The organism is Cohnella sp. GCM10012308, assembly GCF_042649185.1.
Lineage (GTDB): Bacteria > Bacillota > Bacilli > Paenibacillales > Paenibacillaceae > Cohnella.
In genome coordinates this window covers 1-22,407 of record NZ_JBHRYU010000062.1, presented here as the reverse complement: position 1 = coordinate 22,407, position 22,407 = coordinate 1, and the positions used below count along the sequence as shown (strand labels likewise).

Annotated in this window: 15 protein-coding genes; 4 read left to right on the top strand and 11 right to left on the bottom strand. The window is 60.7% G+C overall.

The features are described from left to right. Positions 1-156: 156 nt before the first annotated feature. The 11 genes from ACFOTD_RS33885 to ACFOTD_RS33835 form a co-directional block, all read right to left on the bottom strand. Positions 157-1,716 carry an extracellular solute-binding protein gene (locus ACFOTD_RS33885; RefSeq protein WP_378124410.1) on the bottom strand — a complete coding sequence of 520 codons (1,560 nt, stop codon included), beginning with the start codon at positions 1,714-1,716 and terminating at the stop codon, positions 157-159. A gap of 75 nt (positions 1,717-1,791) precedes the next feature. Further along, a complete protein-coding gene (locus tag ACFOTD_RS33880; protein WP_378124409.1) occupies positions 1,792-2,679 on the bottom strand; it encodes a carbohydrate ABC transporter permease in 888 nt (295 codons plus the stop codon). A 2-nt stretch (positions 2,680-2,681) separates the two neighbouring features. Continuing rightward, positions 2,682-3,632, bottom strand: coding sequence for an ABC transporter permease (locus ACFOTD_RS33875; RefSeq protein ID WP_378124408.1), 951 nt, complete (start codon positions 3,630-3,632; stop codon positions 2,682-2,684). A 201-nt stretch (positions 3,633-3,833) separates the two neighbouring features. Beyond that, complete coding sequence (locus ACFOTD_RS33870; protein ID WP_378124407.1) at positions 3,834-5,453, bottom strand: response regulator; 1,620 nt, start codon at positions 5,451-5,453, stop codon at positions 3,834-3,836. Then, positions 5,450-7,210, bottom strand: a complete 1,761-nt coding sequence (locus ACFOTD_RS33865) for a sensor histidine kinase (RefSeq protein WP_378124406.1) — start codon at positions 7,208-7,210, stop codon at positions 5,450-5,452. Before ACFOTD_RS33865 ends, ACFOTD_RS33870 begins: the two co-directional genes overlap by 4 nt. After that, positions 7,207-8,085 (bottom strand): helix-turn-helix domain-containing protein, encoded by an 879-nt coding sequence (locus tag ACFOTD_RS33860; RefSeq protein WP_378124405.1) that lies wholly within the window; start codon positions 8,083-8,085, stop codon positions 7,207-7,209. The genes ACFOTD_RS33865 and ACFOTD_RS33860 overlap by 4 nt, the downstream gene beginning before the upstream one ends. Before the next feature lie 119 nt (positions 8,086-8,204). After that, complete coding sequence (locus tag ACFOTD_RS33855; protein WP_378124404.1) at positions 8,205-8,654, bottom strand: Rieske (2Fe-2S) protein; 450 nt, start codon at positions 8,652-8,654, stop codon at positions 8,205-8,207. Further along, entirely contained in the window at positions 8,651-9,781 is a 1,131-nt protein-coding gene (locus ACFOTD_RS33850) for an amidohydrolase family protein (RefSeq protein ID WP_378124403.1), read from the bottom strand. Before ACFOTD_RS33850 ends, ACFOTD_RS33855 begins: the two co-directional genes overlap by 4 nt. Positions 9,782-9,951: 170 nt before the next feature. Continuing rightward, complete coding sequence (locus tag ACFOTD_RS33845; RefSeq protein WP_378124402.1) at positions 9,952-13,074, bottom strand: hypothetical protein; 3,123 nt, start codon at positions 13,072-13,074, stop codon at positions 9,952-9,954. Between the two features lie 181 nt (positions 13,075-13,255). After that, positions 13,256-15,130, bottom strand: coding sequence for a sensor histidine kinase (locus ACFOTD_RS33840; RefSeq protein WP_378124401.1), 1,875 nt, complete (start codon positions 15,128-15,130; stop codon positions 13,256-13,258). A 19-nt stretch (positions 15,131-15,149) separates the two neighbouring features. Further along, the gene (locus ACFOTD_RS33835; protein ID WP_378124400.1) at positions 15,150-16,781 is read right to left on the bottom strand and encodes a response regulator transcription factor; all 1,632 of its coding nucleotides are present in this window, start codon (positions 16,779-16,781) and stop codon (positions 15,150-15,152) included. A 253-nt stretch (positions 16,782-17,034) separates the two neighbouring features. Between ACFOTD_RS33835 and ACFOTD_RS33830 the strand changes: the two genes are divergently transcribed. From ACFOTD_RS33830 to ACFOTD_RS33815, 4 genes are all read left to right on the top strand, one after another. Continuing rightward, on the top strand, positions 17,035-18,423 hold the full coding sequence (locus ACFOTD_RS33830; protein ID WP_378124399.1) for an ABC transporter substrate-binding protein: 1,389 nt from the start codon (positions 17,035-17,037) through the stop codon (positions 18,421-18,423). Between the two features lie 80 nt (positions 18,424-18,503). After that, complete coding sequence (locus tag ACFOTD_RS33825; RefSeq protein WP_378124398.1) at positions 18,504-19,391, top strand: carbohydrate ABC transporter permease; 888 nt, start codon at positions 18,504-18,506, stop codon at positions 19,389-19,391. A gap of 9 nt (positions 19,392-19,400) precedes the next feature. Continuing rightward, a complete protein-coding gene (locus ACFOTD_RS33820) occupies positions 19,401-20,213 on the top strand; it encodes a carbohydrate ABC transporter permease (protein WP_378124397.1) in 813 nt (270 codons plus the stop codon). A gap of 42 nt (positions 20,214-20,255) precedes the next feature. Continuing rightward, entirely contained in the window at positions 20,256-21,962 is a 1,707-nt protein-coding gene (locus ACFOTD_RS33815) for a glycoside hydrolase family 66 protein (RefSeq protein WP_378124396.1), read from the top strand. The last annotated feature ends 445 nt before the right edge of the window (positions 21,963-22,407 follow it).

The window sequence follows — 22,407 nt, the reverse complement described above, 5'->3', positions numbered from 1 at the left end:
AAAAGTCGCCATCGACCAAAAACGCAAACGGGACGAAGCAGGAAACTCCCCTGCTTCGTCCCGTTTGGCTATTTCGGCTTCATTTCAGCTTTTTGCTTCAACTTCAAAGGGCTTTTGGGACAGCCCCGCGGCGCTTGCTTGCTTCGTTCTTTGTATTTACTTGCTCGCGAACCACGCGTTCATCGCGTCGATCGCGTCCTGCCCGCCCTTGGCGTTGAAGTCCTTCACGTAGCTGTCGAACTCCGACAAGCTGCGCTTGCCCATGATGAACTTCATGGAGTTCTCCTCCATGTAGTTGCGCAGCTCCGTGAACTTGGCGTCGTACGCTTCGACGGAAGGCGCGTAGTTCGTTTCCTCGCGCAGCTTCTTGTATTGAAGCAGCGGCTCGTAGTAAGGCAGCAGTCCCTTGGCCTTCAGCCGCGCCGCGAACCCGGCGTCCGTGTCGCCGAGCGGGTAGATCGAACGCCACGGGATGTTGGCGCTTTGCTCCGGCGTTTGGGTGATGACGCCGTCCTTTTTGTTGTAGTCGGTGCCTTCGATGCCGTAATTGACGAGCTCGTCGGTCTCCGGCGTGTACAGGAAGTTCAAATATTGCGCGGCGCCCAGCTTGTTTTTAGCCTGCTTAGGAATAATGATGTAGGTCGTGGAAATCGAGCTGTCCTGCAGGCCGGACTCCCCGTTCTTGCCGACCGGCGGCGCGATGAAGCCCACGGTGCCGCCCTCGTTCTTGTCCTTGAGCGCATTGTCGATCTCGGGGACGCTCCCCCAGTACATCGGGGTAAAGACCGCGGTGCCGTTGATAAGCGTATCCTGCGTGCCCTTCTTGATCGCGAATTCCTGGTCGAGCAGGCCTTCGTCGTACCATTTTTTCATCGTCTCCAAAAATTCCTTGTACTCCGGCTGCACCCACGAGAACACCAGCTTGCCGTCCTTGATCTTCGTCGGCGTAGCGACGCCGAAGGCCGCGGCGAACGGCGTGAAGCCGTCGAAGAAGTAGCCCGGATTGGACGTCGCGATCGACAGCGGCGCGATGTTTTTCTTCTCCTTGATCGTCTTCATCGTCTCGTAGAATTCGTCGAGCGTCCCCGGCTCCTTGAGGCCCAGTTCCTTCAGGACGTCCGTTCGCGCCAGCAATCCGTTGCCGACCTTCTGCGCCTGCCGGTACGGGATCGCGTAGATCTTGCCGTCGAACTTGACGGCGTTCAGCGCTTCCTCACCGGCCATGTTGGAGACATTGGGCATCTCCTTGGCGATCAGATCGTCGAGCGGTTCGAGCGCGCCCTGCTTGGCCAGCTTGAAGTAGTCGGATTTGCCGGCGATCGTCATGATATCGGGCACGTCGCCGGAAGCGAAGATGATCGAGATTTTCTGGGACGGATTCTCGAGCGGGAGCGCTTCGTATTGGATGTTGAAGCCGGATTCCTCGCGCAGCTTGTCGATCAGCCGGTTGCTGTTGATCGTGTCGGAGCCCTTGAACGTCTCCATCGCCCCGTGATAGAGGCGGGTGATCTTCAGGTCCTTGAGCGCCTTCGCTTCCTCCGTGCTTTTGGCGTCTCCCTTGTCGCTCGCCGTTGACGCGGCAGTAGACTGGCCTTCCGTCTTGTCCGCGTTCTTGTTGCCATTATCGTTGCCGCCGCATCCTGCCGCGAGCAGCATAAATGCCATGACGCCGATGCCGACGGCCGTTCTTTTCGTTCTTCTTTTTGTGTTCGACATGCTTGCGAGAGCCTCCCGTTAAATGGAATGTCTACACTTGCGACTGCTCTATGCAGGCCGGGAAAGGAAGCTTCTCTACCCTTTCACCGCGCCGAGCATAATTCCTTTGACAAAGTAACGCTGGATGAACGGATACACGCACAGAATCGGCAGGACGACGCAGATGATGGCGGCCGACCGCATCGACTCCGGCGTCACGCCGCCCAGTACGTCGTTGACGACCATGTCGGCCGGCTTGTCGTTCGATACCAGCTGCAGCAGGAACACTTGCAGCGGCATGAGGCTCCTGTCGGTGAGATACATCATCGCCTGAAAGAAGCTGTTCCAGTAGCCGACGGCGTAGAACATCGAGATCGTCGCGATGGCCGGCATGGACAGCGGCACGTAGATTTGAGCCAGAATCCGCAGGCTGGAGGCGCCGTCCATGCGCGCCGACTCCTCCATCGCTTCCGGCAGCCCGCTGAAAAAATTGCGGATTAGAATCAGGTTGAATGGCGCCAGCGCGCCCGGTAGAATGACCGACCACAAGCTGTTCAGCAGGCCGACGTCCTTCACGATCAGGTAGGTCGGAATGAGGCCGCCGCTGAAAAACATCGTGATGACGAAGATTAGCATCAGAAAACGTCTGTACGGCAAACCGTTTCTGGCGAGCGGGTACGCCGCAAGCAGCGTGACCGCCATGCTGATCAACGTGCCGACGACAGTGATGAACAGCGAGTTGCCGAACGACACGTAAAACTGCTTGTACGAGAGCACGAAGTCGTACGAGGAGAAATTCAGCCCCTTCGGCCACAGCCACACGTCCTTCGCGACGACGTAGGATTGATCGCTCAGCGACTTTGCCGCGATGTGAATGAACGGCAGGAGCATGGAAACCGAGATCAACGTTAAAACCGCCGCGTTCAGGATCTGAAAAACCGAATCGCCCCGAATGCCCTTGATGCCAAGCTTTTGCGTTTGCACGGTCAGTACACCCCCTCTTCGCCCATCCGTCTCGCCAGCGTGTTGGCAAGCACCAGCAGGATGCAGCCGATGATCGACTTGAACAGCCCCGCGGCCGCCGTCAGGCTGAATTGCATGGTGCCGAGCCCGACGCGGAACACGTACGTGTCGATAATGTCGGATACGTCGTAGACGGTCGGATTGTACATGACCAGCACCTGCTCGAAGCCGGCGTCCAAAATATTGCCGATCCGCAGCAGCAGGATCACGATGATCGTCGCGCGAAGCCCCGGCACCGAGATGTGCCAGATCTGCCGCCATCGGTTCGCCCCGTCCACGGTAGCGGCCTGATAGAGCTCCTCGTTGATCCCGATGAGCGCGGCCAGGAAGATGATCGCGCCCCAGCCCGCTTCCTTCCAGATGTCCGACGCGATCAGGATCCAGCGGAACCAGCCTTCCTCGGTGAGGAAAAAAATCGGCTTGAAGCCCAGCAGCTCGATGGCTTTGTTAACCATCCCGCTGCTCGGGGACAGCAGGTCGATCGCGATGCCGCCGATAATGACCCATGAGATGAAGTGGGGCAAATACGTCATCGTCTGGATCGTCCGCTTGAGCCGGATATATTTCATCTCGTTAAGCAGCAGCGCCAGAATAATCGGCACCGGGAAGCCGAACGCCAGCTTCATCAAGCTGATCGCCACCGTGTTCCGCACCACCTGGGGGAACTCGTCGAACAGGAACAGCTCGCGGAAAAACCGGAATCCGACCCACTCGCTGTCCAGCATCCCTTGCATCGGGTTGTAATCCTTGAATGCGATAATGACGCCGTACATCGGAAAATATTTGAAAATCACGATCAACGCGATCGCGGGCAGCGCCATCAAGTACAAATCCCAGTGCTTGCGAATCGCCCTCAGCGGACCGCCCGTCGCCGCCAAGTCGGGACGCGGCAGTCCCGTATTCGTTTTCGCCATGTTCGTCTCCTTCGTCAGCCGTTTGGGTCCCTGCATCAACTATAGCGCGGGCCCGTTCGCGGCAGTAGACGAATGGTTTTACTTTAAACGCAACATATTTGCGGTTGTTCGCGAAAAACGGCATCCGACCGGGTTCGTCGAATGCCGCCTTAGATTGCCGCTGCCTTAGAGCTCCATTGTCTGTGTCGCTGCCTTGGACCGTCAAGCTTGCATGTCGCTCGGCTTGACGCCCCAATACTTCTGGAAGCTCTTGGAGAAATAATTAACGTGCTTATAGCCGACTTGCTCCGCCGCCTCGTATACCTTCGCGCCTCCCGCAAGCAGCGCCTTCGCCTGCTCCATCCGCAGGCGGAGCACGCTCTCCGAGAAGGAGCTGCCCGTCACTTCCTTGATGATCCGGCTAGCGTACGAATAATTGATGTACAGCTTGGCCGCGACGGTATAGAGGCTGAGCTCTTCCTCGCCCAGATGCGCCTCGACGTAGGCCATGATCTCGCCTACGGTGACATGCGTGCCGGATCGGCGCCGCTCCGCGACGGAACGGCCGATGCGCGCCATCATCCGCTCCAGCCAGGTCATCAGCTGCTCCTTCGTCAGCAATTGGTTAAAGTTCATGAAGTCCTCGTAGTCGGCGCCCAGCGTCTCCCGCAGGCTCCAGCCGTGCGCATGGACGATCCGGGTGAGCAGCGCCGTGATCCGCAGCAGCATTTCCTTGGCATCCGCGAGCTGGCGGCCCGGCGAAAAGCCTCTCTCCATAAGCGCCGCGATCAGCTCCGACCGCTTGCTCTCGCTGCCGGTATCGATCGCGATCTCGATCTCCTTTTCCACGTCGTTCATGTTGAGCCAGGACGCGTCGGCCGGTACGTCGTGCCGGTAGCGGATGATCGTCTCGCGGCCGAGCACGATCCGCTCCTGCAGCGCCATGCGGCACTGCTTGTACGCGACCGGCAGCAATGCGGGATCGGTCACCTCGGCGCCGATACCCACACTCGCCGTCAGCTTCAGACAGTCCTTGACCGTGCCGAGCAGCCTTCCAAGCTGCTGATCCGCCAACAGGCGAAGCGCCTCTCCGTCGGCCGCGGGCGAAGCGGCAAAAATGACCGCCGTCAAGCCGTCTTCGTCCTGCAGGACGATCGCTTCGAACCCGGCATCGCCGGCATCCGCTTCCGCCAGCACATCCTTAGCGATATTAAACAGCGCGAACTGCAGCAAGGCGCGCTCGTCCGACGGGAACCTGGCGTCGTTGCCCACGGTCGGATCCATGTCCACCACGGCGGACAACAGCGTTTTTCCTTGCAGGGATAAGCCGATCTCCTCGCTGCGCTTGGCAAGCTCCCACGCGGAATAACGGCCGTTCAGCCAGTTTTTGTAGAAAAGCTCCTTCAAGCGGGGCAAATGCTCCCTCCATCTGAGCTCGAGCTGCGACAGGTTGTGGTGGTCGTACAGCTCCTGCTCGCGCAGCTGCTTGGCCTTGAGCACGGTGTCCAGGATCAGCTCGTTCTCCGCCGGCTTCACCAAGTATTTGAACACGCCCTGGTCGATGCTCTCGCGGGCGTATTCGAACTGATCGTAGCCCGTCAAAATGATGACCTTCGCGTGCGCATGATCGCGCTTCAGCAGCTTGGCCAGCTCCAGTCCATTGATGTCGGGCATGTGGATGTCCGTAATAACGATATCGATATGCGCCTCGCGCATCGCGCCGATCGCTTCTCTGCCGTTCTCTACAGCGCCCGCCACCTCGATGCCGTGCGCCTCCCACGGGATGCCGAGCGCGATCCGTTCCCGGACGCGGTATTCGTCCTCGACGATCAGCAAATTCATGCGCGTTCCTCCGTCCGGATCGGAATGATCAACGTTACCTTCGTACCGACGTATTCCTCGCTCTCCACGAGCAGATCGGCCGACTCGCCGTAATAAAGCTTGAGCCGGGACTTGACGTTCTTGAGCCCGAAAAACCGGCTCGACGGACTGTCCTGCGGCAGCCGGTACAGCTTGCTCGTAATCGTGCCCAGCTCCCGGCGAATTTCCTCCAGCCTCGCCGGCGGCATACCAGCCCCGGTATCCTCCACCTCGACGATCAGGCCCCGCTCGTCCATTCCGGACCGGATTCGCAGCTCGCAGTCCATCGCATCCTTCTCGATCCCGTGTATAATGGCATTTTCCACGATCGGCTGCAGCAGCAGCTTCAGCATCGGCATGTCCTTCGTCTCCTCCGCCAGCTCGATGTCCGCGGTGAAGTGCGCCGTGCGCATCTGCTGGACGCGAATGTAATACATCAGATGCTCCGCCGTCTCCGCGAGCGTGAAGTCCTGCCTGCCCTTGCCGAGGCTGACCCTGAAAAATTTGGCCAGGTTCAGCACCATGTCGCTGATCTCTCGCATGCCGTGCTTGACGGCGACGGAGTAGATCGAGTCGAGCGTATTGTACAAAAAGTGCGGATTGATCTGGGACTGCAGCAGATTAAACTCCGACTTGGCGATGCGCAGCTCCTTCTCGTAATTTTCCTCGATCATGATCCGCTGGGCGGCCGCCATCTGATTGAATCCGTCCATGACATGGCCGAGCTCGTCGCGACGGACGTGCTTGATCTGATGCGTCAGATTGCCGTTTTTGACCACCTTGAACGCGCCGGACAGCTGATAGAGCGGCCGTAAAATCTGGATATAGACGAGCCAGGCGATCCACATGGCGAGCAGGATGCTGAGGATAATCGTCAGGTACGTGAACAGCTGCAGCCGGTGCGATTGCTTGAAGATCTCCGCTTTCGGCTGCTCCAGCTGAATGGACCACGCGCCGCCGGACTCGCGGATCGTGAACAGCTCCTGTCCGCGGACGCGCTCCGCCCCGGCGTTCGTCTCGAGAATCCGCCTGTCGCCGTAGAACAGCGAGATGTTCATGTCCGCGGACGTCTGCAAATGCTGGATGATGTCCTGCAGCGCCGTCTTGCGGACGGCGAAGATAAGCACGTTGGGCTCGGGCGATTCGCTCAGCACGTCGAGCAGCCGGATGTAGTAAAGGCTGTCATCCTTGAGATACCGGTTGGCACCTTCGCCATCTTCATTGCCATTCCCGTTGCCATCGCCGTTGCCGCCGCCCGATCCGGGGACGTACATCAAGAGCGCGCCGACGCCGCGCACCGCCTGCCGGAACCAGGCTTCCTCCTTGATCCGCGGCCAGCGGATGCCGCCGAGCGTCGTCGAGACGCCGTTGCCGCTCTCGCCGTGCAGGATATAGGCCTCCTTGATCGAGCCGTTGATGTTAGTCAGGGAATTCAACTGCTGCTGCACGGTGTGGACGTCGTACAGATTGTCCGGGGTGAACGGGTCCCGCTTGTCCCGCCAGATGTTGACGATGCTGGGGTTGGAGCTGATGAGCAGCGTCTGCTGATCCATGTTGCTCGCCATCTGTTCCATGTAGGCAAGGGTCGTCTGCAGGGCGCCCTTCGTGCGCTCGCGAATCTGCTCGTTCATGATCCGCTGCGAGTAGTTGTTCGCGAACAGACTGACGACGACGAGCGGGATCAGGATGAGGATAAAGGTGAGCGACAGCTTGAACTGCAGTCCTTGCGTCTTTTTCAATCCGTCGCCTCCGTCCCGGCCGTACCCGCCTCGTCGCGTCTGGCCTTTCGCCAATGGCCTGGCGGCATGCCGTAAAATTTGCTGAACGCGTGCGTAAACGCATAAGCGTCGGAATAGCCCAGCATGGCGGCGATCTCTACGATGGCGTAGCCTCCGTGCAGCAGGTCGGCCGCCTTGTCCATGCGCAGCTTCTGCAAATAGTGGATGGGGGAGATCCCCATCCGCTCCGTGAACAGCTTGGAGAAATAGGCGCGGTGCAGGGACAGGTAATCCGCCACGTCGTGAACGGAGATTTTCTCCGTATAGTGGGTATCCATATAAGCGACGCTGCGGGCGATCCAGCTGTCGATGCCCTGGCGCGCCCGGTCGGCCTCGCCTTGCGGAACGAGGAGCGCGAATACCTGGTACAAAATGGCGCACAGCTCGAGATGCCGTTTCAAATCGTATTTTCGTGGATGGAAAAGCAGCCGCAGCGCGGATTCGAGCTCTTTGCCCAGCACGCCAGTCAGGAAGGGCTTCTGCCGGCTGAGGCCCGCGCGCTCGAATAGCCCGGGGACGTGCGGGCCGTCCATCGAGATCCATGTCATCTGCAGCTCATGGTGTCCACGCGCCAAGCTGTAACGGTACGTATCTCCGGGGAACATGCCGAAGCAATCGCCCTTGGACAGTACGACCCGCTCTCCGCCATGATCGAACTCGACCTTGCCTTCCGTGATAAAGTGCACGTTGTAGTATTCCAGGATCTTCAGGCCCGTCCGATAAGTCGGCTTGGCCACGTTTCTGCCGATGCGAAGCGGCCAGATGCCCCCTTTGCAGGCCAAGGCGTCGGGGATGAACAACTGCGATTCGAACCACTCGATGGCGTCCTCCTGCATGACGCATCCCCTTTCCGCATAATCCCCCCTATTATAGCAAGCGCTTTCCAAACGCTGTCAATCGGCCTTCAGCATAAAAAACCTCATCGCCCGGAGAGGTTTCTTATGTCTTCATGCCGCTATAGATGAATCATCACGTAGTCATCGTCGACCGATACGCCGAACTTCTCGACGGTCACCTCGTAAGCTTTGGTTCTCATTTTCCCGTCGACGATCATGCAGCCCGTCTTGATGTCGAACTCCCACTGATGCCACGGACAGCGCACGATCTCGCCTTCCCGCTCGAAGCGGAAATCGCCCGGTCCCGAAGACACGACGGCCGCCGTTACGAGTCCCTTGCACAGCTCCGCTCCCTGGTGGGGACAAACGTTGCGCAGCGCGTGAAATGCGCCCCGGATATTGTAAACGCCGATGCTGCGCCCTTCCACCTCCACGATCTTGCGCGAGCCGGGCGGGATCTCCGACACGCGCGCCGCGCGGAACCGCTTGTCTGACGAACCGGCCGGCCGTCTCGGCTCGGCCGAATCCGGCTGCCGCACGTCGGGACGCTGCCGCTCCGCCGCGCTCATCCTTCCGCCTCCTTCTCTCTCGGCGGCAGATCGTATAGCTCGGCGGCGTTGTCGTAGTAGACACGGTCAGCCAGCGCGTCGGCCAGCTTGGGCAGCGCCTGCTTGGGCGAATCGTAGTCCCAGTGCGGGTAATCGCTGCAGTACATCAGCGTTTCGTCGGCATGGATGCTGTCCAGCAGGGAGTCGAACAGGGCCCGGCTTGGCGTCTCGTCGATCGGCTGCGTCGTGACGCGGACATGCTCGCGGAAGTATTCGCTCGGCCGCTTGCGGACCCACGGCGTCTGCACGCGCAGCCCTTTCCACTCCTGATCCATCTTCCACAAGAGCGGCGCGAGCCAGAGGACGCCCGCTTCCTGCAGCACGACCTTAAGCGTGGGGAAGCGCTCGAACACGCCTTCGAAAATAAAGCTGGCCAGATGCGCCGCCATCGTCGACGGCCGCGCGCAGCGCGTCTCGATGTAGTTCGTCACGTATCCGGCGCCCGTCGGCGGGCTGTTGATGCCCTCTCCCTCCAGGCCGACGTGAATCGTAAACGGCAGGTTGTGGCGCACGCACGCTTCGTAGATCGGATCGTAATACCGGTTGCCGTACGGCAGCGTCGCGCCGTTGCAGACGATGACCTGCACCATATCGGATCGGCCGCCGACGCGGTCGATCTCCTTCGCGGCGAGCCGCGGCTCCTGCTTCGGGATCATGACCGAGCCCCGCAGCCGGCTGTCCTGCGACAGCCAATGCTCGATCGTATAATCGTTAATCGCGCTGCAGGTCGCAGCCGCGTAATCGTAGTTGATCGTCGCCTGAATGCCGTAGCCTTCTCCGGTCAGAATGCCGTACGCGACGTTGTAGCGGTCCAGATGCTGCCGCTGCATGAGCGCCAGATCGCTGCCGGCGCGGCCGCCTTCCTCCGGATAGGCGTCGGCCATCCGTCCGCCGACTCCGCCGTTAAAATGCATGCCTCCCGGGTAGGCCGGTCCGTAAGACTCGACCAGCTCCCGGTAATGCCGCGGCAAATACGGCTTGATCTCTTCCAATCCCGAAATCTGGTGGATGTCGCAGTCGATGATGGGACGTTTGGCTTTGCTCTTTTTGTCCGCCGGCGCCGGCGTCTCCGCTTGCGAAGTCTGCATGCAGGGTGCACCTCCAAGGTTTCAATGGAACCGCCGGGCGGCGCTTCGGGAGCCGTCCGGCGGTTCGATCGCTTGACCTTTATGTTAAAGCGCAGGTCCTCGAACGCCAATGCTGCCTTGTCTGTCGTTTTTGCGATTTTGTAAGGTTGGGATTATTAGATACTTACAGCTCAGATCACCTGCTTCACGACGACATCGTCGAAATACGCCTGGGCGACATGCGTGTACACGCCAATCTTCCCGCTTGCGAGGGACGAATCCGTCGTGTTGATCTTGAGCGTTCCGTTGACGTAGGCCTTGATCGCGCTCCCGTTCACTTCGAGCTTGAACAGATGCTGCGTGCCCGTGCTCAGCGTCAACGAGGCTGAAGCGACGATGCTCTCCGTGCCGCCTACGACCTTGCGGAGCGTCAGCTGTCCCAGATTGTTGTCGTAGTAGACGTAATAGTAATTGTCTTTGTCCGCAAAACGCGCTACAAGTCCGATTCTGCCGTAGATGCTCTGCCACTGGTCGGCTTTGATCTTGGCCTCCACGCTGTAATTGGTCCAGGCCGTGTCGCCCGCCGTAGACTTGGAGCCGCCTTTGTCGAAGTTATCGGCCAGATAGACGTACGAGCCTCCGTTTGCGACGACGCTGAAGTTGCCCCAGGAGCTGGCCACCGTCCAGCCGGTCGCCGTGCCGCTCTCGAACTGCTCCTTGAACAGCAGATCGCTCGTCGTGACGGCTGTCGGGCCGCTTCCCGCAGAGACGTTGCCCGACGGATCGAACGCCTTCACGACATAGTGATACGTCGTAAGCCCCGTAACGCTCTTATCGGTATAATGCGTGACGTTGCCGTTAAGCGAGGCGATCTGCGTACCGTCGCGATAGACCTTGTAGCCGGACACGCCGACGTTGTCCGTGGATTTGGTCCACGACAGATCCACCTTGGCGGCCGTGTCGGACACCGCGGCGACGCCGGAGGGCGCCGTCGGCGCGGTCAGATCCGTGCCTGTGACGGGATCGTACACCAGCTCGAACGCGTAGCCTTTGTCGGTTTCCAGCGGTACCGTGATCGTCGTGCCGGACACCGCGACCGGCACCTCCGCCAGCCGCACGCCGTTCTGCGCGAGCTTGTAGGCTTTGTACGCCGACGGCGCGCGCGTCGTATCGAGCTTGAACTCGCCCAGGCCGTACTTCACGAGCGTCGGCAGCGTGCCCTGGTGGTACGTCGTAATGCCGCCGGATGTCTCTTCGTATTCGCCGGTCCCGGCGGCGTCGGTCGTATAGGTGAGCAGGATCCGGCCGCTCTCGTCGAGCGGCTCGTCGTCGAGCGACAAAGCGGACACCGTGCCGTGCGCCAGGTCGCCGCGCAGCGTGACGGCGCCGAGCTCGTAGCCGCTGCCGTCCAACGTGCCGACGGCCGCCGCCGCGTACGGCGTGTTGATCAGGTACGTATTCGTATTCAGGTCGAACACGAGCTCGCCCGTATCCGAGACCAGCAGGTTGTCGTCCAGAGCATCCTGCATGGACGCCTTGAGCCCCGCGTCGTCGAGCGCGTCGATGAATGTCTCCGCGACCTCCTTCATCGTCATCGCGTTCGTGATCGTAATTTCGTTGGCGCTCGGGATATCCCCTGCCTCGATATCGGCCGGCGTCAAGTCTGGCGTGATCTTATAGATCGCGTAAGGCGCGGCCGGATGGTCCGCATATACCGTCACCGTCTTGAACAGATGCGGAATCATCATGCGATTGCGCTCCTGATCCTGGTTTTCGGTCGCGGAGCCGTGCGTCGCCACCCAATTTTTATCCCGGACGATGAGGAATTTCGGCTCGCTCTCCGCGACGTGTCCCCGGCGGAACAGCAGCGCACTCTGATACTCGGACATCGTCGCCAGCGTATCCGAGACGGAATCGAAGGAGATGGCGCCGCCGAGCGGCGTCTCGTTGACCGCCTCGTTCACCCGGCTGCTGAAGTCGAAGCGGTTCATCATATCCCAGCCGTTGTAAGCCCCGGTCGCGGACGAGATCAAGCCGAGCTCGTCTCGCCCGTCTGTCGGGAACTCCTGGTTGAACTCCGTCAGCGCGAAGGGCTTGCGGTAGAGCTGGCCGAGCGCAAGGGCGGGAATGTAATTTTTGATAATGGACGAACCGTACTGCGGGACGTAGCTCGCCGCCGTCGCAGGATCGAACACGGTGCTATAGCGCGGATGCGTAAGCGGGTTGTAGCTAAAGACGCCTCTGCCGTTGACCAGCCCGTTGTACAGATGCGTCTCCTGAACGTCCGCCTGCGTCCGCCAATAGTTGGCCAGCGAATCGTTAATGTAGTTGATGCCGCCGATCGGCGCCTGGATGCCTACAACATTCTTCAAGTACGACTTCATGTCGCCGTTGGCCGCGAACTGCTTCTCCGTAAAGTACGCGGTCATGAGGTCCCGGACGCCGGACGGCGCCCCCCAGAAGCTCGTCGGGAACGTCGACACCGTCGGCAGCCCTTTGCCGGTCAGATACGCGTTGAAGTCCGTCTTGATCCAGTTGTTAAAATTGGCGTCGGAAAAGCTGGCGTTGTAGAGCAGCGATTCGTTGACCGGCGAAAGGCCCATCAGTTGGGGATCGTCCTTCAGCGCAAGGCCGGTATACGGATTCACGTGCGACAGGAGCTGGCTCGCGAAGGACTTCCAGATGGCGATCCCGTCCGGCATGAGCGTCGCCAAATACTTGGACGCGGTCGTGCCGTACGTGTTCAGCGTCGAGACGCCCGAGAAATCGGCATACGCCAAAATGTCCATGTCGAGATAAATGCCGCGCGCCTTGAGCAAGGCGTTGAAATACTCGAAATTGTCGAGCTTGGCCGCGTTCAGCGTCACCGTCGTGGAGGTAGGCTTCGCCATCAGCCCTCTGGCCCAGTCATAATTCTGGTCCAAGGAGGAATACCGTACGACGTTGTAGCCCATGGCGGCGAGCCGGTCGGCGATCACGACCATCTCCGCGTGCGTCGGATCGGTGCCGTAGCTGCCGTTCAGGTTGCCGCCGTAGAACTTCACCTTTTTCGTCGGTTCGTCCTCGAACACGTAATCGCCGTCGGCGTCGATCTGAACGAAGCCCTTGTCCCCTGCCGGAGCGTCGTTCAGAAACGACAAGTCCAGGGCGCTGCCGGGCGCCACGGCCATCGTCGTATCGATCGCCCGCCAGGTGCTGTCGGCCACGATCGGGTCTGCGTTCGCCACCTCCGCCTTGCCCGCGACGGATGCGACGGGCACGAGCAGGGCAAGCGACAGGGCGACGGCCGTCGGTTTGGTCATTCTTTTCATCATTCAAGCCTCCTCAGTAAATGAAATCCGTATGATTGAAGGCGCTTACAAATCATGCAGTCGCCTTCCGGCTGCTTGCGCTTCATCTCCTTTCCCGCCATTTCAGCAATATCATAGAATCAGACGGTCCGGCCGACAATGTTCGCGCGTCAGCTGTTTTTTGCGAGTTCGTCAGCTTGCCGACTCATGCTTTAGGACGAAACGTCTCAAGCAGAGGCAGCGTCGCGCGAACCGTCGTGCCTTCTCCGGGATTGCTGTCGACAGTTAATCCGTACGGCTCGCCGCACCTCATGCGGAGCCGATTGTGAACATTGACGAGCCCGATGCCCCGCCGCAGCTCCCAGCCGCCCGCCGCCTCCAGCTGGAGCGCGCCGCCGTCCGCAAGACGTCCGCGCAGCTCGGCGAGCTTGGCGTCCCCGATGCCGACGCCGTCGTCGCTGACGGCCAGCGTCAGTACGCCTTCTTCCGCGAGCGCGGCTACGCGGATCGTCGTCGGCTCGCGTCTCGCCTCGCAGCTGTGGACGACGGCGTTTTCCACGATGGGCTGCAGCAGCACGGCGGGAATCGCCGCATCCAGCAGCGAGCCGTCCACCTCGACGATCGTCCGCAGCCTGTCGCCAAACCGGCTTTGTTGAATGCCGAGGTACGCTTCCAGCAGCTCGAGCTCCCGCCTGAGCGGAATCGTCTGTTCGGTGCTGGCGAAGCCGCGCAGGATAAGGCTCAGCTTCTCCAGATTGTCCGTTGCCTGTTCCGTGCGCCCCATCTGGATCAGCGCGCCGATCGTGTGGAGCGTGTTGTAGATGAAGTGCGGCCTGATCTGGCTCAGAAGCGCATGGATCTGCGCCTCCTTCTGCAGGTAGCGCGTCTCGAAAACCTCTTTGGTCAGCCGCGTGTTCTCCTGCATCATCTCCTCGATGCGATCCAGCATCGTATTGAACGAAGCGCCGATATAGCCGATCTCGTCCCCTGTCCTTGCGTCCGCGAACCGCAGAGAAAGGTGGCCCAGCTTGACTTGCTTCATGAGTCCGACCAGCCGCATCAGCGGACGCAGAAAGCCGCGCACGAGCCAATAAAGCACGACGCAGGCGAAAAGCGAGCAGAAAGCGGCGATGAGAATCGTGAAATTACGGGTAATCGCGGCGCTCTTGTTCATTTCCTTGACGGATCCGACCGAGATCGCCAACCAGTCCGCGCGTTCGATCGGCGAAGTCGCGACGAGATATTTCTCGCCGTTTTCCTTCAAGTGAAACTGGCCGGCGCCGCTGGCCAGTGCCGCGGACACCATCTTTGCTTCGTCGGGTCCGCGCAAGCTCGAATAGATCACGTTGCCGCCGCGATCGGCGATGACCAGGCCGCCGCGATCGCCCAGATCGACTCTGTCGGCCAGGTTCGCGATACCCGAATAGTTGGCGTCCACCTTGATGACGGCCAGCGGCTTGGTCGTATCGCGCAGACTGCGAAGCTGCTTGACGATAGAGAATACTTTGACGCCCGGATTCGACTTGATCGTCTTGTTCGCGGATAGGAAGGCCGCCTTCTGCGTCGACAGCGCGTCGCGGTACCAGGCCTCGTCGCGGAAATTCGGTTCAAGCGGCTCTACCAGGGTAGCTCTGCCGTTCATGTACACGTCCGTGGCCGTGATGATGTACACCTGGAGGATGTCGAGGCGCGGCGTGACGATCATCTGGCCCAGGAAATCCTCGATCTGCCGTTCGCGCATCAGACGGGCAAGATCGGTGCCCGGCGGCGGCTCGTCGAGCAGCTGCAGCACCTGCAGGTTATTATAGGGCGACAGCGAGAGGCGGAAGAGGTCGTCGATGTAGTTGTCGATGTTGAGGGACAGCTGATCGAGCGTCTGCCGGGTGCTTGCGTTGGATTGCCGTTGAAAATCGCGCGTGTACCGGTCGTACGACAGGAACGAGACGAGCGAGACGGTAACGAGAAAAAGCAAGATGGTCGTACCGACGAGCTTGAGCTTCAGGCTCTGCCGCTTGAGCCGCCCGCGAAGGCGCCCCGCCCACCCGCCGGTTCTCCCCGATTTCCGCACTTCCTCGCGCATGCGCCGCCCCTCCTCCTCTCTATTCCCTTGCCCCGTACTCGCCGGGCGTGACGCCGAAGTGCTTTTTGAACACGTAGCTGAAGTGTTTGACGTTGGCGTAACCCGTCCGCTCGGCGACCTCGAAGATCTTCATGTCCGGATGAGCGGACAACAGGCGAGCCGCGTTATCCATGCGGACGCGCGTCATGTACCTGATATAGGGCGTGCCGGCGTGCTTGTGGAAAATGGTGCTGATATGCTGCTGCGACGCCCGGAACTTATCCGACAGCAAGGCCAGCGAGATGGGCTCCGCATAATTCTCGTCGATGTAGGCGCGTATGTTCAGGGCGAGCTGCCGTTCTGCGGCCTCGAAGGCGGGGCGCGGCTCCGGATCGGCGCCGGCTGCCGTCAGCGGCGCCAGCGCCGCCCGGCATGCGTCAGCCAATGTCGCAGCAGGCCATGCGGCGGGACTGCCGGCCGGAATGGCGCGATCCAGCGCCTGCCAAGCCGCAGCCCACTGCCCGGCGCGGCGCTTGCCGCCGGCGAGCCGCTGCAGCTCGCCGATCAGCGCGGCGACGAGACCGTAGGCGCATGCGGCATCGAGCGCGAGGCCGTCCGGCAGCAGCGCATCGAACGCCTGCCGGCCGTAGGCGCCGCGTCGTTCGCCGTACGGATCCGTCAGCTCGGCCGCTGCCGCCTGCACGAGCGTATCGAACGCGCCGGCAGCCGCTGCCGCGCCGGTGCCGGACGCATACAGCGTATCGCCGCCTTCCCTGTATTTGCGGCAGACCGCCGCATGCGCTTCCGCATACGCGGCATCCAGCTGCTGAACGTCCTCGATCAAGGAGCTGGCGCCGCCGGTCAAGGTCAAGCCTGCCGTGCCCCGCATCGCCTGCCGTATTTTGCCGTAGAGCGCTTCCGCCCCGGCCGACAGCGCGTGCGGATCGGTGCCCGACAGCAGGACGGCCGTCCGCTCGCGGCCGTCGAACAGCGTCCACGCAAGCGCCGTCGACTGCGCCAGCTCCGTCGTAACCTGATTGAGGATGTAATCGAACAAAGACCGCTCATGGGGCGCTGCGCCCTGTTCGCGCATCGAGCTCTCGTCGATGGCGAGCAGCAGGAGCATGCCTTCGCCCTCGAACAATGGAATTTTCATCCGATAGGCCAGCGGAAAGAGCGTGCCGATCTCCGCCTCCGCGCCTGCGATCAGGGCCTGAAGCAGCCTGCGCCCGACCTGCATGCGCCCCTCTTCGGACAGCGACTGAAGCCCGCGCAGCGCCCGCGCGTCCCCGCGCTCGCGCTCCAGATCATCCGCCAGCCCTGCGAACAACAAACGCACCGCCTCTCGGCCCGGCGGCTTCAGCAAGTATTGCTCTGCCTTATAGACAAGCGCTTCGCGCACGTATTCAAATTCCTCGTGGCCCGAGAGGATGACCCTGCGCATATGCGGATACTGCTCATAGGCGATTCTGCATAAGGCGAGACCGTCCATCACGGGCATCCTGATGTCGGTCACGAGCACGTCCGCCGCATGCGCCGCCAGCCAGGCGAGCGCCTCCTCGCCGTCGGCCGCCTCCCCTGCCACGGTAAAGCGGGAATCGAGGGCCGGGATCAGCCGGCGCAAATATTCCCGCTGGACGGCTTCGTCGTCAACGATCAATACGGTATACATCGTGTCGTCGGGCTCCTTCCCGGTTCGCCGGTAAATGCATTATAGCAAAGCGGCGAGCTCCGCAGGCGCCTCCGGAAAAAATCGATCCTCCAGACGAAAAAAACGGAATATCGCAAAAAACGAAGCCGGTCTATGCTTAATCCATGGCACCGGCATACCGGGCAGCGAGAGCGGCGGTTCATCCGGCCGCCAGACATTCGGCGCTTCCACGGAGCCGCTTATGCTTTTAATCGACTATAGGGGTGAATGGCGTATGAACAAGAAATGGTGGTCAGGCGCAGGCGTCGCGGTCATGACGGCGGGGCTGCTTGCCGGCTGCGGCGGCAACGACGACAACGGCGGCAATGCTTCGCCGGCTTCGGCTTCGCCAAGCGGCAGCTCGTCGGCATCCTCCGCCGAACCAAGCGCGAGCGCATCGCCGTCCGAGCAAGCGAAGGACGTCAAGCTCACGCTGCTGAACGGAACGGTCGAGGCGGTAGATTGGCTGAACGAACAGATCAATGCGTTCCACGCCCAGCACGGCAACATTACGATCGAGCAAGAATTCCAGAAGAGCGCTTCGGACGTGCTCAAGGTCAAGATCGCCTCCGGAGACGCACCGGATATCGTGGCATTGGCGCAGGTCCCGCAGGAGTTTTACGACCAGGACCTGTTCTACGACTTCGCCGGGGATACCGCCGTCTGGGACCGGCTGACCAACCCTTCGATCAAACAAAGCGTGGCGGATACGCAGCGGGCCGACAAGCAGTTCTACCTGCCGATGACGGTCTCGTATACGGGCCTCTACTACAACAAAGACATCGTTGCGGAGCTGGGCATCCAGCAGCCCAAGACATGGACGGAATTCACCGCGGCGCTCCAGTCGGTGAAGGACAAGAAGAGCGGCGTGACCCCGCTGTACCTGGGCGGCAAGGATTCGTGGACGCTCGGGCAGCTCGCGCAATATTTGCCGCTCGGCAGCATCCAGCAGAAGCTGGGCATCGAGGAAGCGAACAAGGCCTTGATCGCCAACGACGCCGCGAAGCTGGGCCTGGATCAAACCGGAGGCGTCGTCGAGACGTTCGCCAAGGCGATCATGGACATGAAAAAGACCGGTCTCGTCAACAAGAACGGCGCGTCCGCGTCCTACGACAATCAACTCGACGCCATCGCGAACGGCAAAGCCGCGTTCGTCATCCAGGGCATGTGGGCGCTCGGCGACATCCTGAAGAAAAATCCGGACGCGAAGCTCGGATTCTGGCCGATCCCCGGACTGCTCGCGGACGACAAGCCGTATATGATCGGCAGTCCGGACGGCGCGATCTCGGTAGCCGCGCAATCGCCGGGCAAGGAAGCCGCGCTGCAATTCGTCGAGTTTCTGATGAGTCCGGACGTGCAGAAATCTTATTCCCTGCTGCGCAACTCGCCGAGCGTCTACAAGGACGCCTCCGCCGACTGGTCCGTGCTTAGCAAGGACATCGAAGCCAGCACGCAGACGGCATTTGTCGCCTCGCGCTGGCCATGGACGCCGAGCGGCTACAACTCGGACGCCATCGGCCGCTCCGTTCAGGAGCTGCTCGTCGACGCCTACAAGACGCCGGCCGACTTCGCCAAGATGTTTAAGGAGAACTGGGATAAAGGCTACAGCGCGCCAGCGCAATAAAGGTGTCAGATTCGACCAGTCAGGCAGGCCCGGCGCCGTTCGCGGTTCGGCCTGCCTGACGGCATTCGAGGTGAATTCGCATGACCAGACTCATTCGCGGCGCGAGCGAACGGCTGCATTTGTTCATGGCCGTGCCGGCGATGCTCCTGTTCTCCTTCTTCTTCGTCGTCCCGCTCGCCCAAGGCGTCCGCATCAGCCTGACCGACTGGAACGGCATGACCCCCGGTTATCGTTATATCGGACTTCGCAATTTCATCGACTTCTTCCATGACGACAGGGCGATCCATGCGCTGCGCGTCACGCTCGCGTTCGGCTTGATCAGCCCGCTGCTGCTCTGCGCGGCGGGGCTCCTGTACGCGCTGCTGCTCGACAACAAGCTCGCCGGCAAGGGCTTCGTCCGCACGTTCGTCTATATGCCCGCGATCATCAGCCCGCTCATCATGGGCTATGTGTGGCTGCTGCTGCTCAACTCGGAAAACGGCGCGCTGCTTCAATTGCTCGACATGCTCCATTTGTCATCCTGGTACCGGGACTGGCTCGGCTCTCCCGATCAGGCGCTGCGCGTCATCATCGGCGTGAATCTGTGGCAGTTCGTCGGCTACGCGATGATCGTCTACCTGGCAGGCTTGCAGGGCATCTCGCCCGAGGTGAACGAGGCGGCCAGGATCGACGGCGCCGGCTATTGGAAAAGCGTGCGTTACATCACGCTGCCGCTGCTGCTGCCCGCGATCCGCATCAACGTCATCACCAATCTGATCGGCTCGCTTGCCGTCTTCGACGTCATCTCCGCGCTGACCGACGGCGGCCCGGGCTACGCGACGGAGTCGATGAGCATTTTCATCATGCGCAATTCCTTCAACGGGCACACAGGTTATGCGACGGCCGTCGCCGTCATCATGTTCGCCGTCATTCTGGTTCCCGTCTCCGTCGCGTTGTGGCTGATGAACCGGGCCGATCACGAGTCATAGGAGGGCACCATGCGTAAATTCATCCTGTACGTCATCCTGGCGATCGTCGCCCTCGTCTCGCTGGTCCCCTTCTATATGCTCGTCTACACGGCACTCATGCCCGCTTCGGTTACGATGTCGGACAGTCGTCTGCTCCTCCGAACGATAGAATGGAGCAACCTGCGGCATGCGTGGGCACAGTCGAAGTTGGGCAACGCCATGCTCAACTCCCTCATCCTTATGGCCGGGAGCGTGCTGCTGTCCGTGTTCGCGTCGGCGGGCGCCGGTTATGTGTTCGCCCGCGTCCGTACGTGGTACAACCGCCTCTTTTTCGCCGCGCTGCTGTTCAGCATGATGATTCCGGGCATCATCAACACCGTGCCGCTGTACGGGCTGATGAAGTCGATCGGCGGCATCAATACGCACTGGGCGCTGATCCTGCTCATCGCGACGGGCTTCATCCCCCAATCCGTTTTTCTGTATACGAACTTCATCCGCTCGTTGTCGAAGGAGATCGAGGAGTCCGCCGTCATCGACGGCTGCACGCCGTTTACGGCGTTCTGGCGCATCTCGTTTCCGCTGCTGCTGCCGATCACCTCGACCCTCGTCATTCTGAACGCGATCGGCGCGTGGAACAACTACGCCCAATCCGTCTTCTTCCTGCAAAGCCAGGACATGCAGACGGTGCCGCTCGCCATCGGGCGGTTCGTCCAGACCTATGGCGCCGACTACACGCAGATGGCCGCCGCTTCGCTGATCGGCATGCTGCCCGCCGTCGCCGTCTACTTTATTTTCCAACGCTATTTCGTCAAAGGCATCTCGGCGGGCGCCGTCAAGGGATAAGGCCCGTCCGGGCCGCCGACGCATAAGGGAGAGACACGAGACATGATTAAAGATATTTATCCGCTGCAAGCCCAGTTCCGAAGCGGCGAGCCCGTGCGCATCGCCGTCGAGCTGGAACCGGCCGCTTCCGGCGCTCGGCTGGAGATCGCGGTCGGTCGGCTGGACCGCGTGCTGCTAAGAATGAACGAGGATCTGACATTTCACAGGAACGGCGAGGCCTTAGGCGAAGCCGCACCTTTTACGCTGACGATTGAGCTGCCGGGTATTGAAGCCGCTTTTGACGGCTTTGGCGTGGATGCCGATCTGCTCGATGAGCAAGGCTTGCTGCTGGATACGTCCTCCACGGCGTTCGATGTCGTCGACGATTGGCGCAGATCGACGCGTTACGGCTTTCTGAGCGACTTCGCCGATGCCGACCGCGGCGACGCGGAGGACGTGAAGTGGCTGAACAAGCTGCATATCAATCTCGTTCAATTTTACGACTGGATGTACAAGCACGACGAGCTGGTCCCGGAAAACAATGCCTATACCGATCTGATGGGACGCGAGCTTTGTCTGGACGTCGTGCGGGAAAAGACGGCGCTGTGCCACGAATATGGGATGAAGGCTTTTGCCTACGGCGCGGTTTACGCGGCGAGCAAGCCGTTCGCGGCCCGGCACCCGGAGTGGGCGCTCTATCAAAGCGACGGAAAGCCTTACGACTTTATCGGTATTTTTACGATTATGAACATTGAAGCCTCCAGCCCCTGGCACGGCCATATCATCGATCAATACCGGCGCGCGGTGGAAGAGGTCGGGTTCGACGGCATCCATATGGACACGTACGGATTCCCGAAGACGGGAAACTCCCGGCTTGACGGCGAATCTCGCATCGTACGGCTGGAAGAACATTTCCCGCAGCTCATCGACGATACGAAGGCGGCGTTGTCGAAGGTGTCGCCCGACATCGGACTCATTTTCAACAATGTCGGCAATTGGCCCGTCGGAGCAGTCGCGGCGGCGAACCAGGAGGCGGTCTACGTCGAGGTGTGGAAGCCCTATGAACGCTATCATCACATCCGGCAGATCATCCGGGAGGCTCAGCTGGCGGGCGGCGGCAAGCCGGTCATTCTGGCCGCATATCTGGCGCCGTTCCGCACGGAGGCCGATCCGGCGCGCGCTTATTGGGGCGGGCTGCTGTTGACGTCGATCATCGCCGCGCATGGCGCCTATCATCTGTTGGCCGGAGAGTCGCAGTCGCTGCTGACGCAGGCCTACTATGCGGATTACAGTCCGGCGGGAGCCGACTTCGCGGCGGCGCTCAGGAAATACTGCGACTTCCAGATCCGCTACGCGAACCTGCTGTACGACGCTTCGCTCCGCGACGTCTCCATGACGCATGCCGACGGCGATAACTTGGAGTACGTGTTCGACGGCCTTAACTACAGTACCTACGGAGAGGCCGGCAAAGTATGGACGGTCATCCGGGAGAGCGAGCGGTTCAAGACGGTCAGCTTCGTCAACCTGTCCGGCCAGTCGGAGGATTATTGGAACGAGGGTAAGGCATCACCCGTCGCGGTCTCCGGCATCGCCGTGCGCATGCTGCTCGAGCGCGAGCCTGTCGGCGTGTTCGCCGCCTCGCCGGACGACCGGCTCGGCCGGCCGCAGCAGCTTGCGTACCGATTGACGGACAGTTTGCGAGGAGTGACGCTGGAGGTGGAGGTGCCCGCGCTAAGCGTATGGACGCTGCTGTGGGTCGAGATGGGATAGGAGCTGGCGCTTGGGCACCGCGTTAGCCGGATTTACGGCCATAGCCCCGCTTCTCCCGCCGCTCCCGCTATTCCACTACCACGCTATTCTCGCTATTCCCACTATCTCACTATTCCCATTACCTCGCATTCTCGCTATTCCTGCCGCTCACGGACACGCAATAGAAGATGAAATGAAGCCATTTAGTCTCATTTGGAGAGGCAGCGGGGGTTTCGGCGGGTTCACGAAGAATAACGATGTGGCAGCGTCTTATTTTGACGGAATCGGCGGTACAGCCAGGAATAACGATGTGGCAGCGTCTTATTTTGGCGGAATAGGCAATAGCTTTGCAAAGAACTTGACATGGTAGGTAGCTTTACAAAAAGGAAGAGTTCTCCTAAGGTGGAAGTGTGCGAACCACCAAGAAAGGAGAACTCATGGTATCTATTACCCCCGTACTCCGTGA